Raw genomic sequence first — 15,847 nt, 5'->3', positions numbered from 1 at the left:
GAATGCCATATATAATCCGTGTATTCGCGCCGGAACCTCGCGGATCGGACCCTCGGGTCCTATACAGGCAACGGGCAAGTCCCGGAAAACGACAAGAAAACGGCAGGAAATAATGCTGCGACTCCTCAAGGCGATCTTCATTCTCGCGCTTCTCGGCTTCATCGGGTTGGCGGGCTACGCCTATCTTGGCGACATGGCGCCGAAGCAGACCGAGGTCAACGAGCCGGTCGAACTGAATGTGGAAAATTAGGAGTAGCGTTCTCGCCGCCGCGTTCCTGACCGCAGCGCCGCTGCACGCGGAGACACCCGGCGCCGCGCCGCTGTCGGCGATCGACTGGCTGTCGAAATCGGTGGCGGGTGCGTCATCGCGGCCGTTGCCGCCCGCGACGAGGATCGAGCCGCCGGTGGCGGCGGGCGTGTCACGCTCGCCGATCTCCATTTCCCCGATCGACGGGCCGACGCTCGACGGGCTCGGCCTCCTGCCCCAATCCAAGACCGGCTTGCCGCGCGGCTTGTGGGGCACCACTGCCTCGGACGACCTCGCCCGGCTGATCCGGGCCGAGCGCGTGGATACGCTGCCGGCGATCCAGTCGCTGCTCTACACGCTCCTCCTGGCCGAACTCGCCCCGCCGGCCGATTCCGACGGCAGCGGCGCGCTGTTCCTGGCGCGGGTCGACAAGCTTCTCGATCTCGGCGCGCTCGATCCTGCGCTGGCACTTCTGGAGCTGGTCGAGGACCCGAAGGCCGAGGCGTTCCGCCGCTGGTTCGACGTGGCGCTTCTCATCGGCCAGGAGGACCGGGCCTGCGTGAAGATGCGCGAGACCCCGGAGATCGCGCCGACCTTCCCGGCGCGGGTCTTCTGCCTCGCGCGCGGCGGCGACTGGAACGCCGCGGCGCTGTCGCTCAGGACCGGCGAGACGCTCGGCTATGTGGACACCGCGACCGCGGCGCTCCTCGAGCGGTTCCTCGACCCCGAACTCTTCGAAGGCGAGCCGCCCCTGCCTGTGCCGCCGCGCCCCTCGCCGCTGGTGCTGCGGTTGATGGAGGCGATCGGACAGCCGCTGGCGACGACGACGCTGCCGGTGGCCTTCGCGCAGGCCGACCTGCGCTCCAACGCCGGCTGGAAGACGCGGCTGGAGGCCGGCGAGCGGCTGGCGCGGACCGGCGCGATCGAGCCGAACCGGCTTCTCGGGCTTTACACCGAACGCAAGGCGGCGGCGTCGGGCGGGGTCTGGGAGCGGGTTGATCTGATCCAAGGCCTCGATGCGGCGATTACCGCCCACGACGCGGCCCGGACCGCGGAGATCCTGCCCGAAGCCTGGGCGCAGATGTCCGCGATCGAGCTCGAGGTTCCCTTCGCCGTGCTTTATGGCCGCGCGCTGTCCGGCGCGCGTCTTGAGGGCGAGGCGGGCATGCTCGCGTTCCGGATAGGCCTCCTTTCCGGCGATTTCGAGCGCGTCGCTGAGACGCGGTCCCCTGCCGACGATACCGAGGCGTTCCTGATCGGCCTCGCGACCGGCCGTGCCGCCGGTGAAAGCCCGTCCGACCAGATGGGCGCGGCGGTTCAGGCCGGCTTCGAGCCCGGCAAGGCGCCGGCGGCGAAATATGCGACGCTCCTGGACGAGAACCGGACCGGCGAGGCGCTGCTCGCCGCGGTGGACGACATCACCGAGGGCGCGCGCGGAGAGCTGCGCGACGTGACCGAGGCGCTGGTCCTGCTGCGTCATCTCGGGCACGAGACGGTCGCCCGGCGCGCGGCGCTCGAACTGGTGCTGCTGGAGCGGCGGGGCTGAGGATGAAGGGCGCGGACCGCTGGATATCGGCCTTCCTCGACGCCCAGGCGGCGGAACTCGGGGCGGCGCGCAACACTCTTCTCGCCTATGGGCGCGATCTGAAGGACTTCGCCGGCTGGCTTGAGCGCCGAGGGCTCGGCTTCGAGCGGGCCGCGCGGTCCGACGTGGAAGCCTATCTGGTCGGCTGCGAGGCCGAGGGCCTGTCGCGCGCCACCCGTGCGCGGCGGCTGTCGTCGATCCGCCAGCTCTACCGTTTCGCCTATGACGAGGGTTGGCGCGGCGATAACCCGGCGATCCAGATCACCGGGCCGGGACGCGCCAAACGCCTGCCGAAGGTGCTGAGCGTCGATGAGGTGGGCAGGCTGCTCGAGGCCGCCCGCGCAAGTGGCCGCGGCAACTTCGAGCGGTTGCGCAACACCTGCCTGATAGAGCTTCTCTATGCCACAGGCATGCGGGTGAGCGAGCTTGTCGGCCTGCCGGTCGCCGCGGCACGCGGCGACCCGCGGATGCTGATGGTGCGCGGCAAGGGCGACAAGGAACGGATGGTGCCGCTCTCGCCCCCGGCCCGCGAGGCGCTTGCCGACTGGCTCGCGGCGCGCGACGCGGCCGAGGAGGAGGCGCGGCTCAAGGCGCAGATCGCGCCCGGCCGCCACCTGTTCCCGGCCCGCGGCCGGGCGGGCCACATGACCCGCCAGTCGTTCCACGCGCTGCTCAAGGAACTCGCGCTGTCGGCCGGGATCGCGCCGGCGAAGGTCACGCCCCATGTGCTGCGCCATGCCTTCGCGACCCATCTCCTCGCAGGCGGCGCCGATCTCCGGGCGATCCAGACGCTGCTCGGCCATGCCGATGTCTCGACGACCGAGATCTATACCCATGTGCTCGACGCGCGGCTCAGGGAACTGGTGCTGGAGCACCATCCCCTGGCTCGCGACGCGGAGTGACCGCCGGCGGCGCTTGAAGGCGGGCCGGAGACTCCCCATAAACATCCGAGACTGAAAGGAAGGATCCGATGGAGACGAGCACGGTCTATGACACCGCCTTCTGGCTGACGGCCGCGGCGATCCTGGGGCTTTTGCTGCTTTCAGCCTTCTTCTCGGGCTCCGAGACGGCGCTGACGGCCTCCTCGCGCGGCAAGCTCCGGGCGCAGGCCGACAAGGGCAACCCCGGCGCGCAGGCGGCACTCCGGGTCACCGAGGACGGCGAGAAGCTGATCGGCGCGATCCTTCTGGGCAACAACGTCGCCAACATCCTGTCAGCGGCACTCGCGACCGCGCTCTTCTCGCGCCTCTTCGGCGCGAACGGCGTTGCGGTGGCGACGCTGGTGATGACGACGCTGGTCTTGATCTTCGCCGAGGTCCTGCCCAAGACCTATGCGATCACCGCGCCCGAAAGTGCCGCCTCGCGCGTGGCGCGGCCGATCCGGCTTCTGATCCTCGTCCTTTCGCCCATCGTGACGTTGGTCCGGCTGATCGTTCGCGGCCTGCTGTTCCTCTTCGGCGTCCGCACCGACCCCGACAGCCACATCCTTTCGTTCCGCGACGAGATCGTCGGCGCGCTCGCGCTCGGCCATTCCGAGGGGGCAGTGCTGAAGGAGGACCGCGACCGGCTCCTCGGCGCGCTCGACCTCAACGAGCGCACGGTCGAGGAGATCATGCGCCACCGCAGCCAGATCGAGATGATCGACGCCGATGCCGGGCCGGACCGGATCCTTTCGACGGTGCTCGCCTCGCCGCACACGCGCCTGCCGATCTATCGCGGCGAGCGCGAGAACATCATCGGCGTGATCCATGCCAAGGATCTTCTGCGCGCCGTCGAGAAGGTCGTGCGCGGCGAGGACGGCAACCTTTCCTCGATCCGCGACCTCGACGTGATGAGCGTCGCGAAGGCGCCCTATTTCGTACCCGAGACCACGCCGCTCGACGAGCAGATGCGCGAGTTCCTTAAGCGGCGCACCCATTTCGCGCTGGTCGTGGACGAATACGGCGACCTGCGCGGCCTTCTCACGCTCGAGGACATCATCGAGGAGATCGTCGGCGAGATCACCGACGAGTTCGACATCGACTCCGAACATCCCCTGAAGCGCACCGAGGCGGGCGACTGCGTCGTCGACGGCGCGATGACGATCCGCGACCTCAACCGCGCGACCGACTGGTCGCTGCCCGACGACGAGGCCAACACGATCGCCGGTCTTGTCATCCACGAGGCGCAGATGATTCCTGCGGAGGGCCAGGTCTTCTCCTTCCACGGCTTCCGCTTCGAAGTCCTGAGCCGCAAGGAGAACCGCATCACCCGGCTGAAGATCCGGCCGCTCTGAGCGCCGCGCGCGGCCGGCCGGTAGCGGGCGTAAAAGCTGCTTCAGCGATAGAGGCCGGGATTCTTCGACCGCTCCTTCTCCCTCTCCCTGACGAGGCGGCGAAGCGTATGCTCCATATCCTCCGCCCATTCCGGCACCTTGGCGTCCGGCCGCTCTTTCTTCGTCTCCGTCGGCCCCCGATCTTCGTCCGATTTCGTCGGTTTTTTCATTCTTCTTAATCCTCCTGCGCATGCGTCGAATACGCGGAAATCGTGGGAATCGCGCGCCTTCGGCATTGATAATACTACAGGATCCGGCGAATCGCGCAGCCTGCCGAGCGCGACCGTCTGTCTAGCGCGACTTGAAGAGCGAGCCGAGGATGCCGCGCACGATCGCCTGGCCGGTCTTCGTACCAAGCTGCCGCGCGAGGCTCTTGCCGAAGGCCGTGGCGATGCTGTCCGAGCGCGACGAGCCGCGCCGGCTGCGTCCCTCGTAGCGGCGCGACTCCTTCCGGGCACGTTCGTCGGCGGCGAGCCATTCCTCCGCGGCCTCGGCTTCCGCAGCGGCCTGCGCCGCGGCCTCGGCGCGGGCCTGGAGCCGCTCGAAGGCCGAGTCGCGGTCGATGGTCTGGTCGTACTTGTAACCGAGCCCCGTCGCCGCGATCACGGCGCGGCGCTCTTCGGGCGTGATCGGGCCAAGCTGGCTCGCCGGCGGTCGCACGAGCGTGCGTTCGACGATGCCGGGCACGCCCTTGTTTTGCAGAAACGAGGTCACCGCCTCGCCGGTCCCGACCTCCTTGATCGCGGTCTCGGTGTCGAAGGCGGGGTTCGGCCGGTAGTTCTGCGCCGCGCGGGCGAGGTCCTTCTGGTCCTTCGCGGTGAAGGCGCGGAGCGCGTGCTGCACCCGGTTGCCCAGCTGGCCGAGAATGTCGTCGGGCACGTCGGCGGGGTTCTGGGTGATGAAGAACACCCCTACCCCCTTCGAGCGGATCAGCCGCGCCACCTGCTCCACCTTGTCCACGAGCGCCTTCGGCGCGTCGTCGAAGAGCAGATGCGCCTCGTCGAAGAAGAAGACGAACTTCGGCTTGTCCGGGTCGCCGACCTCGGGCAGCTCCTCGAAAAGCTCCGACAGGAGCCAGAGGAGGAAGGTCGCGTAGAGCCGTGGCGAGGCCATCAGCTTGTCGGCGGCGAGGATGTTGACCTGGCCGCGGCCGTCCGGGGCCAGGCGCATCATGTCGGCAAGATCGAGCGCTGGCTCGCCGAAAAGCCGTGTGCCGCCCTGGTTCTCCAGCACCAGCAGCTGTCGCTGGATCGCGCCCACTGTCGCGGCGGCGACATTGCCGTAGCGCAGGCCGATCTCTGCCGCGTTCTGTCCGATCCAGACCAGCATCGCCTGCAGGTCCTTGAGGTCGAGAAGAGGCAGCCCCTCCTCGTCGGCGAGCCGGAAGGCGATGTTCAGGACCCCCTCCTGCGCGTCGCTGAGATCCATCAGCCGCGACAGAAGGAGCGGCCCCATCTCGGTCACCGTGGTGCGGATCGGGTGGCCCTGCTCGCCGAAGAGATCCCAGAACGCCACCGGGAAAGCCCGGTAGTTCAGGTCGTAGCCGATCGTCGCGCAGCGTTTCATGAAGGCGTCGTGCAGCTTCGCCTCGGGCGAGCCCGCAACGGCGAGCCCGGCAAGGTCGCTCTTGACGTCGGCGAGGAAGACCGGGACTCCTGCGGCCGAGAACCCTTCGGCAAGGATCTGCAGGGTGACGGTCTTGCCGGTCCCGGTCGCGCCGGCGACAAGCCCGTGACGGTTGCCATATTTCAGGAGAAGTTCCTGCGGCGTCCCGTACCCCTCGCCGCCACCGCCAACAAATATCCCCGCGTCTGTCAGCACGCCGCCCCTCCGTTTCGCCGGTTCTGCTTCCCTGAACAATACAGCCTAACCCTCGCCATGCCAGAGCGATCGCGTCCGGGCATGCATCCTTGATGCCCGAGTGTTTCCTTCTCCCGGTTGTAATGGCGTCGTCGTGGGTCGCGGCCCTTTTTTTCAACAAAATCAGATTTGTGGATCATGTGTATTTTCTTGTTGACGCAACCGGGCGAACTGAATAGCGTTCGGGCCAATGACTAAGTCGGCCTGTCCGACAGGGAGCGAAAAATAGAAAAAGGGCCCTTCCGGGCCCTTTTTTATTGTCCGACCCCTGGCCTTGCCGCGACGAACCGCAGCGGCCGAAAAATGCTTGAGCGAAAAGCCGCTATCGCGATCGCCACAGCTTTTCGGCGCTGACACCGATGGACGCGCATGATAAACGCGGCGCAACTGTTCTCACCGATCAACGGAAGCTCAAATGTCCTCATTTACCAAATACCTGACGCTGGCGCTTGCTCTCGCGGCCACTCCGCTCTGGGCGCAGGAAGCGACCGCGCCTGAGGCCCCCGCCGACGAGGCGGCCCAGACCGAGGCACCGGCGGCCGACGCGGCTCCGGAAGCTGCCGCCGAAGGCGCCGGCGAACCCTATGTTGCCGAGAATTTCGACACTTGGGAACTGCGCTGTCTGCGCGCCAAGGAGGGGGCCGATCCCTGCCAACTCTACCAACTGCTGAAGGACAAGGGCACCGACAAGCCGATCGCCGAGATCAGCTTGCTCGCCCTGCCCGAGGGCTCCGAGGCGGCGGCCGGCGCGACCGTGATCATGCCGCTCGAGACGCTCCTTACCAAGCAACTCAGCATCTCGATCGATGGCGGCCAGGCCAAGCGCTACCCGTTCACCTTCTGCGCCGAGGTCGGCTGCGTCGCGCGGGTCGGCTTTACGAAGGAAGACCTCGACGGCTTCCGCAAGGGCAAGGTTGCGGTGCTCTCGGTGGTTCCGGTGGCCGATCCGTCGCGCACCGTCGACATCGAGCTTTCGCTCAGCGGCTTCACCGCCGGTTTCGAAGCCGTCACGAAGGCAAATGCGCCGCAGTAATCGGACCAGACCTTCGCCGGTCTCACAGGACGCCGCCCCTCGGGGCGGCGTTTCGCGTTTTCATGCCGGGAAGTACCGCTCAGGCGCGCTTGAGCGCGATCACCGCGTTCAGCCCGCCGAAGGCGAAGGCGTTCGACAGGGCCGCGCCCACCTTCGCCTCGCGCGCGACGTTCGGCACCACGTCGAGCGCGCATTCAGGATCGGGCTCCTCATAGCCGATCGTCGGCGCGATCACGCCCTCGCGCAGCGCCATGATGCAGGCCAGAAGCTCGACCGCGCCGGTGCCGCCGATCAGATGGCCGTGCATGGCCTTCGTCGACGAGATCATCAGCCGGTCGGCATGATGCCCGAAGGCATGGGCCACGGCGGCGCATTCGGTCTTGTCGTTGGCCGCGGTTCCGGTCCCGTGCGCGTTGACGTAGCCGATATCGCCCGGTTGCAGCCGGGCATCCCTCAGAGCCCCGGAAATCGCGCGTTCGGCGCCGGCCTGACTAGGCATCACAATGTCGGAAGCATCCGAAGTCATCGAGAATCCCGCGACCTCGGCAAGGATATCGGCGCCACGCGCCACGGCGTGGTCCCAGTCCTCGAAGACGAAGACACCGGCCCCCTCGCCCTGCACCATGCCGTTGCGGTTGGCGCTGAACGGCCGGCAGGCATCCTTCGACATCACCCTGAGCCCCTCCCAGGCCTTGATGCCGCCAAAGCAGAGCATCGCCTCGGACCCGCCGGTGATCATCGCCCGCGCCGCCCCCGAGCGGACCATCTGGAACGCGAGCCCCATCGCGTGGTTCGACGAGGCGCAGGCGGTCGCCACCGTGAAGGACGGCCCGCGCAGGCTCCATTCCATGCTGACATGAGAGGCCGCGGCGTTGTTCATCAGCTTCGGAACGACGAAGGGATGGACGCGGTTCTTGCCCTCCTCGTAGACGGTCCGATAGTTTTCGTCCCAGGTGTTGACACCGCCCCCGGCTGTGCCGAGCACGACGCCGCAGTCGAGGCCGAGCTTGCCGCGAAAGTCGAGCCCCGACTGCGCCACAGCCTGGCGCGCGGCGAGCATGGTGAACTGGGTGAAGCGGTCGTAGAGCGCGATTTCCTGGCGGTTAAACTGCGCCTCGGCCTCCCAGCCGCGAATCTGGCCGCCGATGCGGATCGACAGCCGCTCCACGTCGCGGAAGTCGAGCGGCCCGATACCGCAGCGCCCCTCGCGCATCGCCTCCAAGGTCGAGGCCACGTCGTGGCCGAGCGCGTTGATCGTGCCTGCGCCCGTGATCGCCACGCGCCTCATTTCGATCGCGCAACCAGGTTTTCGACGGCGCCGATGATCGCGGCGACCGAGGAGATGTCGAACTCGTTCTTGTCGGGCTCATTGGCGTTGAACGGCACCGAGATGTCGAACGCCTCCTCGATCGCGAAGATCGACTCGACCAGCCCGAGACTGTCGATGCCAAGCTCCTCGAGGCTCATCTCTGGACGGACCTCGGAGATGTCGAGCACCGCCTGCTCGGCGATGATCGCGATCACGCGGTCCTCAATCGTCAGTTCTGATGTCAGCATCGGATCCCCCTTTAGCCGCTCCATCGCCGATCCGTGTAACAGCATCACGAAGCTCGGCGACCTGGGCGAAAAGACGCCCGAGCCGGCGGATGTTCTTCCATGCCTCGACATGGGTCTCCATCTTCAGCGCGGGCGCGCCGAGGAGCACGCGGCCGGCGGGCGCGTTGGTGTAGATCTTGGTGCCGCCGCCGGCGATCACGTCATCGCCGATGAAGATGTTGTCGGAGACACCGCATTGCCCGCCCAGCACCACCCGGTCGCCGACCTTCGTCGACCCGGCGACGCCAGTCTGCGAGGCAAAGAGGCAGTCGCGCCCGATGGTCACGTTGTGGCCGACCATGCAGAGATTGTCGATCTTCGTGCCCGAGCCAACCCGCGTCGGCCGGATCGTACCGGCATCGACGGTGACGTTGGCGCCGAATTCGACGTCGTCGCCGATCTCGACGCCGCCGAGCGAATGGATCCGGGTCCAGCGCTGCTCACGGATCTGGGCACGGTCTCCGAGCGATTCCCGGATCTCCTCGACGCCGGATTTTTCGGGCGTGACGAAGGAAAAGCCGTCGGCCCCGATCACCGCGTTCGGCTGACAGATGAAGCGATCACCGATCGTCACCCCGGCTCCGATCCGGACCCCGGAATGGATCAAAGCGTCCGCGCCGATGACAGTCCGGGCGCCGATCGTGACATGGTCGGCGATCCGCGCCCCGGAGCCGATCCGCGTCCCGGCGCCGATCACCACGAAGGCGCCGATCGCCGCGCCCGGACCGATTTCGGACGAGGCATCGACGATCGCGGCCGGATGGATGCCCGGCGCGATCCCCGGTCCGGGATCGAGGGCGCGGGTCACACCGGCCATTGCGAGCCGCGGCCGCTTTACGAAGATCGCCGCCTCGAGGCCGAGCTCGGCCCGGTCGGCGCCCTCCCAGAGCAAGGCCGCGCGGGCCTTCCCCTCGGCAAGGCCATTTGCATATTTCGGATCCATGGCGAGCGCGAGATCATCGGGCCCGGCCATGCGAGGCTCGGCGGCTCCGGTGATCCTTAACGTGTTGTCGCCCTCGACCTGGCCGCCAAGTGCTTCGGCGATCTCGGTAATGGAGAAGGATTTTCGCATCTCGGAAGTTCCCGTCTGCGGCGCCGTTATGGCCCCGTGGCAGGCTTATCCCCGAACATCGCGCAAGACCAGCCCGGCAGCCTGCATCGCGTCGAAAACCCGCGCATCGCGGCCGTAGACGTCGCGGCGATACTCGATCTCGCCACGAGCCGAGGGCCAGGCGGTGAAATACACCAGATGCACCGGCACTGGCTGGTCCAGCCGCACCGTGGTCTCGGACCGGGTTTTCAGATGCCGCTCGAACAGACCCACCGGATCGTCGGTCTGCCGCGCGAGCAGCGCATAGGCGAAGTCGAAGGGCCGACCGAGCCGGATGCAGCCATGGCTGAAGGCCCGCACCTCCTTCTGGAACAGCGACTTCGAGGGCGTGTCATGCAGGTAGATGTTCCATGGATTGGGGAACATGAACTTGACGAGGCCGAGCGCGTTGTCGTCCGCGGGCGGCTGCGACATTCGGAACGGAAAGTTGCTCGCGGTGAACTGGCTGAAATCGGTCGCTTCGCGGTTCACCACCCGCCCGTGCCGGTCGGTGATCCTGAGGTGCCCCACCGACCGCGGATTCTTCTGCAGCATCGGCAGGTATTCCTTGACCGTGATCGAGCGCGGCACGTTCCAGGTCGGATTGACGACCATGAATTCCATCTGGTCGGAAAACTCAGGGCTGCGTCTGCCGTTCTCGTTCATGCCCACGACAGTCACGGACTCGAACGTCACCTTGCCGTCGTCGACGATCTTGGCGGTGAAATCCGGCAGGTTCACCCATATGTGGCGCTTGCCGAGGTCGATGCCGTTCATCCAGCGCAGCCGCTCCATGGCCACCAGGACCGCGTGCAGCCTTGCCTCGGCGCCGACGTTGACCTCGGCGAGCGTGCCCGGCCCGGCGACGCCATCGGGTGCCAGGCCGTGTTCGAACTGGAACCGCTGCACCGCCTTCTGGAGGGCGCCGTCGAAGGTCGGGGTCGCCGAGCGTTCGACGTAGCCCATGCGGATCAACCTGTCGCGCAACGCGACGACCGACGGCCCGCTGTCACCCGGGCGTAGGGTACCGGCCGTGACCGTCGCGCCCCAACCGCCCCGGGCAATCACCGCCTCGAGATCGAGGCGAGCGCGGCGGAGCTCCCCGTACTGCCGGATCTGCGGCGGCAATTCATTGATGAACGCGGCCGGATCGGCGACCGCGAAGGACCGCAGCGTCTGGAGCGGATCGCGTTTCGGCACCTCCCGCACGATCCCCTCATCGGCGCTGGCTGGATCGACGAATCCGGTCTGCACGTCGCGCGCGTAACGCAGGAAGGCTGCGGAAACCCTGACTTCGAGCCGTCCACGCTGCCGTTCGGAGCGCAGCTCCGCGAAAGCCGTGCGCAGATCGGCGGCGCCGTAGCGTTCGACCGGCAGACCATGCTCGCCGGCCCTGTCGAGCGCGCCGAAGAGCGCGGCCCGGCGTCCGGAATCGGCACCCGAGGTCCAGAGTGGTTGATAGTTCCGCTCGCGGTAGAACTCGGCCAGCGCACGATCCGACGCCGCGGCCTCCGCCACCGCCTGACGATAGGCAGGCGAGTTGGCCATCGCTGGCCGGGGAACGGCGACAAGCAACAGGAAAAGAGAAATGCTTAGGAAATGTACAAGACCTAAAATTCCCGGGGGAATGGCCGTCGCCGTCATGTAAACCTCTGCGTCCTGATCCTTTGTCGTTCCCAGAATGTCCGGGATTTCCGCCATCAAGTCCATTCACGTTCCAGACAGGGCACATGGGGCCCGTCCCGAGCTGTCGCTTTTCAGCAACGCCGGGGTGGCGACCTTCGCATTTCGGCACGAGGCACCCAAGTTCAGCGAGATTTCGCCGATACAGGGCGTTTCCCGGCTGCGATCAATTTGTCCGGTTGGCGCGGGAATCATCCTGTGCCATAACATTGCAGCACTTGGGGATGACTTGAGACAACAAGCCGCTGAAAAAGCGGTAGAGCGTTACGGGACAGGCATTAGTCATGACAGATCACTCAGGATCGGGTTTCACTCGGCGTGGAATTCTTGCAGCTTTTGCGGCGACCGCCGTGGTGGCAGCTCCGACTTGCTCGAATGCTTTCGGTTTTCTCCGCGGGGCCGGCGACGTCCGCCGTATCCGCATGTATTCGGGCCGCACCGGCGAGAGCCTCGACACCGTCTACTGGATCGAGGGGGAGTACATCCCCGAGGCGCTCAACGAAATCACCTATTTCATGCGTGACTGGCGTTCCAACGAAACCAAGGACATCGACCCGCGCACGATCGACATCGCGGCTGCCGCGCATTCGCTTCTCGACGTGAGCGAGCCCTACATGCTGCTGTCGGGCTACCGCACAGCGAAATCCAATGCGCTACTGCGTTCGTCCTCGCGTGGGGTCGCCCGCAATTCGCTGCACATGAAGGCACAGGCGGCGGACCTGCGGCTGCGGTCCCGCTCGGTGTCGCAGATGTACCGTGCAGCTTCGGCCTGCGAGGCGGGCGGCGTCGGCAAGTATTCGCGCTCCAACTTCGTGCACATGGATTGCGGACCGATCCGCACTTGGGGCAGCTGAAACCGCCCCGTCCGGAGACGCGACGGCGCCTTCGATACGCTTATGGAATAAGATAGTAATTGGTCTGCCGGCAGCGATGTCGGCAGTTTTCGTTTCGGCTCACCTCCGGATGCGCCCCGGCAGGAGCGCCGGATAGCCTTGCCGCACCTGTTTCGGGCCGCATGTCGCAAAAGGTGGGGAGGCTTCTCAGGCGCGAGGCGGCCGATGTCCGGGAAACGCCGCTCCGCGCTCGCCTCCGAACGCCACGACGCGAGTCGATCGGGGGAGCCTCGCGACCTCATCATCAGCGGCACGTGGCCAGGTCCCGCAGTCGTGACATCTTTCGGAACCGGCAAGTTGGCACAGCGCATGCAATCCGCCGATCCGGGAGCGCCGGCAAGACGGGCACATCCATTCATTGGCGGGCGAGAATCGCCGCGATCGCGGCCCGCCGAAACCGGAATTCGTTTTCCCCGCACCGAATGACGTTACGTAAAAAGACCGATCAACTCAGTGTTTCTCAATGGATGACGGTGAAATTTGTCAAGAATGTCATATTTTTCACCTGTCTAAAAAGACTAGTCCCCCATCCGCGCGAGTGAACAATCTCAGATCGAACCCGGCACCGCGCAAGGAGAGCGAAACGTGTGCCGCGTGATTGTCGCGCCACCGGGGACAAGCTCACTCCAAAGCCGCCACCCTCCACGAAACCATGCCCGGACATGCGCGTGTTTCCGGAACATTTGCGCCACAGACTGGCCCGATTCACCGGTCTTTAACTGAGGTACGCCACGGCTTGGCACCGCCTGGCGGCGTAACGAGTGAACCGAGTTACCTTTGTGACGAGTAGACCGGCGCAAGCCGGGCCATGTAGGTTCGGTGCCGGCATGCCGGGGCGGGCGGCTTCGCCCCGGCATGTTCCGCCACCAATAGCGGATAGTTTGTGAGTATGAATGGATTCGAGTGGGTTATGGAAAACGACGACGAGACCAACGGCGCAGCCGGCAAGTCCGGAAAGTCGCGCGCGGTCGGACGGGGGGCGGTCCGCAACGCCCCCCGCGAGCCGGTTCTCTGGACGCTGCCAGGTTTTTTCGGCAACGCCCGCGTCGCGACGAGCTTCGGAGATCTGCCTGTTCAGGCATTGCGGCCGCGCGACCCGTTGCGCACGCTTCAGGGATCACTCGTTAATGTCGCATGGGTCGACCGGATCCACCTCGACGAGGATTTCCTCAGTGCCAATCCGGACGCGTTGCCGGTCCTTATACCAGCAGGCGCTCTCGGACCGGGGAGGCCACGCACCGACCTGCGTGTCTCGCCGCACCAGAAGATCAATGCCGGATCCGGCGAATTTCGGCCGGACTTCCGACTGGCGCGCGATCTGACGAACCGTCCCGGCATCATGCGCAGCCCCGCGACGATGCTGACCTACCATCTCTTCCATTGCGGGGCGCCAGCCTCGGTCCTGGTCGAAGGGGTCGGCGTGAGCACGAGCCCCTAAGCCGCGCTCACTCGTCCTGGTCGGTTTCCGCGGGAAGGCCGCGGTATCCTGTCGCGACGACGAACTTCTCGGAACTGTCCGCGCGGCTCGCCGGCGGCTTGACGTTCGCCACCTTTGCGAACGCCCGCTTCAGCAACGCCTGCAACTCGTTCTCCGCTCCGCCGGCAAGCACCTTGGCGACGAAGGTTCCCCCCTCCTCCAGGACGTCGAAGGCGAAATAGGCGGCCGCTTCGCACAGCGCCACGATGCGCAGGTGATCGGTCCCCTTGTGCCCCGAGGACGCCGCAGCCATGTCCGACATCACCACGTCGGCACGCCCGCCGAGCCATTCCTTGACCTTCTCGTCGGCCCCGTCGGACAGGAAGTCGAGCTGGTGGATCTCGGCGCCGGCAATGGGCTCGACCTCCTGGAGATCGATGCCGAGGACGGTGCCCACCTGCTTGCCCGACTTCTGGCCGAGCGCATTGACCCGCTCGACGGCGATCTGGCACCAGCCGCCCGGCGCGCAGCCGAGATCGACGACCCGTGCGCCGGGCACGAGGAACCGGAACCGGTCGTCAAGCTCGAGGATCTTGTAGGCCGCGCGGCCGCGATAGCCTTCCTTCCTGGCGCGCTGGACATACGGATCGTTGAGCTGCCGCTCGAGCCAGAGCGTCGAGGACAGTTTCCGCCCCTTGGCGGTCTTCACCCGCACCCTGAGATCGCGCTGCCCGCGTCCCGATGTCTTGCCCGAAGGTGTCTTCGCCATATTCGTCGCCCCGAACGGGCCCTCCGCATGTCTTCCCGGCCCCAATACCCACCACGCGCCGCCAAGGCAATCGCGGGCTGTCCGAAGCCTCAGAACGGCCCGTCCTCGAGGACGCCATCGGCCGACATCTGGGCATAAAGGAGCCCCTCGCGCAGCCCCCGGTCAGCGACCGAGAGCCGGTCGGTCGGCCAGATTCGCATCAAGGCCTGCAGGATCGCCGCGCCGGACATGATCAGCGAATGCCGGTCACGCCCGATCCTGGGATCGTCGCGCCGCCCGTCCGGCCCGAGATGAAGATAGTCCCGGATCACCCGGTCGATCTGGTCTGAAGTCATCCGCAAACCATCGACCTTGTTGCGGTCGTAGCGCTTCAGGCCGAGATGGCTCGCCGCCACGGTCGTCACCGTGCCCGAGGTGCCGATGATCTGGAAGCCCTCGCGCGGCTGCGATGCGTTGTAAGGCGAGAAATCGGCGAGGTTCTCCTCGAAGAACCAGCTCATGAGCGCGAACCGGGCGGCATCGTCCTCGACATCCGCGAACTGGTCCTTGAGCGTTGCGACTCCCAGCGGCACCGAGATCCAGTCGATGACCTTCGCCGCAGGGAACGGGCTTTCGGGCGGGTGGAAACCGGCGTGGAGCCGCATGATCGCGCGCGGCCGGTCGTGGCGCGGCACGGCCGAAAGGTCGATCCATACGAGTTCGGTCGAGCCGCCGCCGATATCGACGACGAGAAGCTGTTCGGTCTTGGTCGACACCAGCGGCGCGCAGGAGACGACGGCGAGCCGCGCCTCCTCCTCGGGCTGGATGATCTCGAGCGGCAGGCCGGTCTCGCGCTGGACGAAACGCAGGAACTCGCCTGCATTCGTCGCGCGCCTGCAGGCCTCCGTGGCCACAAGCCGCATGCGCTTCACTTCGTGCTGCTCGATCTTGCGGCGGCAGATCTGCAATGCCTGCACGGTCCGCGCCATCGAGTTCCGCGACAAACGCCCATAAGCCTCCAGCCCGTGCCCGAGCTGGACCGATTTCGAGAAACTGTCGACCACATGAAACTGACTGCCCTTCGGCTGGGCAATCAGCATGCGGCAACTGTTGGTTCCCAGATCCAGCGCCGCATAAAGCTGCGCAGGGTCTGGCCTTGGGGTGCCGGGCGGCTCGACCGATTTCGGGAACGCGCCCGCACCACCGGGACGCCTGGGCGCCATGTTCGCGCCCTCCGATATGCTGTTGGTTTCAATCTAGTCGGCACCGGAGCGCAGCGCAAGCGACGCCCCTGCCCGCCTGCGACATTTTGTTCCGCGCAAGGTCCCGTCTCACGCCTCGCCTGCCCGTCCGCGGGCTTGCTGCCTTACGCTTGCGCATC

The 15,847-nt window shown here is 66.4% G+C and carries 15 protein-coding genes; 7 read left to right on the top strand and 8 right to left on the bottom strand.

The features are described from left to right. Positions 1 to 112: 112 nt before the first annotated feature. The 4 genes from R5H32_RS04640 to R5H32_RS04625 all read left to right on the top strand — a co-directional run bounded on the left by R5H32_RS04640 (position 113) and on the right by R5H32_RS04625 (position 4,107). A complete protein-coding gene (locus tag R5H32_RS04640; RefSeq protein WP_318337514.1) occupies positions 113 to 250 on the top strand; it encodes a hypothetical protein in 138 nt (45 codons plus the stop codon). Further along, on the top strand, positions 237 to 1,793 hold the full coding sequence (locus R5H32_RS04635) for a hypothetical protein (RefSeq protein WP_318337513.1): 1,557 nt from the start codon (positions 237 to 239) through the stop codon (positions 1,791 to 1,793). The genes R5H32_RS04640 and R5H32_RS04635 overlap by 14 nt, the downstream gene beginning before the upstream one ends. 2 nt (positions 1,794 to 1,795) lie before the next feature. Beyond that, entirely contained in the window at positions 1,796 to 2,734 is a 939-nt protein-coding gene (locus R5H32_RS04630) for a site-specific tyrosine recombinase XerD (RefSeq protein WP_412098989.1), read from the top strand. Positions 2,735 to 2,802: 68 nt separating this feature from the next. Continuing rightward, positions 2,803 to 4,107 (top strand): HlyC/CorC family transporter, encoded by a 1,305-nt coding sequence (locus R5H32_RS04625; protein WP_318337512.1) that lies wholly within the window; start codon positions 2,803 to 2,805, stop codon positions 4,105 to 4,107. A gap of 41 nt (positions 4,108 to 4,148) precedes the next feature. On the opposite strand, the gene R5H32_RS04620 is transcribed toward R5H32_RS04625, so the two are convergent. Together R5H32_RS04620 and R5H32_RS04615 are read right to left on the bottom strand one after the other, a co-directional pair. Beyond that, positions 4,149 to 4,316 carry a hypothetical protein gene (locus R5H32_RS04620; RefSeq protein WP_318337511.1) on the bottom strand — a complete coding sequence of 56 codons (168 nt, stop codon included), beginning with the start codon at positions 4,314 to 4,316 and terminating at the stop codon, positions 4,149 to 4,151. Positions 4,317 to 4,437: 121 nt separating this feature from the next. Beyond that, positions 4,438 to 5,964, bottom strand: coding sequence for a helicase HerA-like domain-containing protein (locus R5H32_RS04615; protein WP_318337856.1), 1,527 nt, complete (start codon positions 5,962 to 5,964; stop codon positions 4,438 to 4,440). Positions 5,965 to 6,421: 457 nt separating this feature from the next. On the opposite strand from R5H32_RS04615, the gene R5H32_RS04610 reads away from it, so the two are divergent. Beyond that, positions 6,422 to 7,039: an invasion associated locus B family protein gene (locus tag R5H32_RS04610; protein WP_318337510.1), complete on the top strand. Its 618-nt coding sequence runs from the start codon at positions 6,422 to 6,424 to the stop codon at positions 7,037 to 7,039. Positions 7,040 to 7,118: 79 nt separating this feature from the next. Here R5H32_RS04610 and R5H32_RS04605 read toward each other — a convergent pair whose 3' ends face one another. From R5H32_RS04605 to R5H32_RS04590, 4 genes are read right to left on the bottom strand one after another with little or no spacing between them, the layout of a single operon-like run. Then, a complete protein-coding gene (locus R5H32_RS04605; protein ID WP_318337509.1) occupies positions 7,119 to 8,327 on the bottom strand; it encodes a beta-ketoacyl-[acyl-carrier-protein] synthase family protein in 1,209 nt (402 codons plus the stop codon). Continuing rightward, positions 8,324 to 8,596 (bottom strand): acyl carrier protein, encoded by a 273-nt coding sequence (locus tag R5H32_RS04600; RefSeq protein ID WP_318337508.1) that lies wholly within the window; start codon positions 8,594 to 8,596, stop codon positions 8,324 to 8,326. The genes R5H32_RS04605 and R5H32_RS04600 overlap by 4 nt, the downstream gene beginning before the upstream one ends. Further along, a complete protein-coding gene (gene lpxD / locus R5H32_RS04595; RefSeq protein ID WP_318337507.1) occupies positions 8,571 to 9,707 on the bottom strand; it encodes a UDP-3-O-(3-hydroxymyristoyl)glucosamine N-acyltransferase in 1,137 nt (378 codons plus the stop codon). Before lpxD ends, R5H32_RS04600 begins: the two co-directional genes overlap by 26 nt. A 45-nt stretch (positions 9,708 to 9,752) precedes the next feature. Beyond that, complete coding sequence (locus R5H32_RS04590; protein WP_412098988.1) at positions 9,753 to 11,369, bottom strand: L,D-transpeptidase family protein; 1,617 nt, start codon at positions 11,367 to 11,369, stop codon at positions 9,753 to 9,755. A 323-nt stretch (positions 11,370 to 11,692) separates the two neighbouring features. Between R5H32_RS04590 and R5H32_RS04585 the strand changes: the two genes are divergently transcribed. Next, on the top strand, positions 11,693 to 12,262 hold the full coding sequence (locus tag R5H32_RS04585) for a YcbK family protein (RefSeq protein WP_318337505.1): 570 nt from the start codon (positions 11,693 to 11,695) through the stop codon (positions 12,260 to 12,262). Between the two features lie 949 nt (positions 12,263 to 13,211). Then, a complete protein-coding gene (locus tag R5H32_RS04580) occupies positions 13,212 to 13,739 on the top strand; it encodes a Hint domain-containing protein (RefSeq protein WP_318337504.1) in 528 nt (175 codons plus the stop codon). Positions 13,740 to 13,746: 7 nt separating this feature from the next. Here the strand turns inward: R5H32_RS04580 and R5H32_RS04575 are convergent, their stop codons facing one another. Beyond that, a complete protein-coding gene (locus R5H32_RS04575; RefSeq protein WP_318337503.1) occupies positions 13,747 to 14,487 on the bottom strand; it encodes an RlmE family RNA methyltransferase in 741 nt (246 codons plus the stop codon). Between the two features lie 89 nt (positions 14,488 to 14,576). Beyond that, positions 14,577 to 15,689, bottom strand: coding sequence for a Ppx/GppA phosphatase family protein (locus tag R5H32_RS04570; RefSeq protein ID WP_318337502.1), 1,113 nt, complete (start codon positions 15,687 to 15,689; stop codon positions 14,577 to 14,579). Positions 15,690 to 15,847: the final 158 nt, after the last annotated feature.

This window comes from Defluviimonas sp. D31 (assembly GCF_033436765.1).
Taxonomy (GTDB): Bacteria; Pseudomonadota; Alphaproteobacteria; order Rhodobacterales; family Rhodobacteraceae; genus Albidovulum.
Note: the sequence above shows the minus strand (reverse complement) of the source record. Positions and strands in the feature narration are given on the sequence as shown.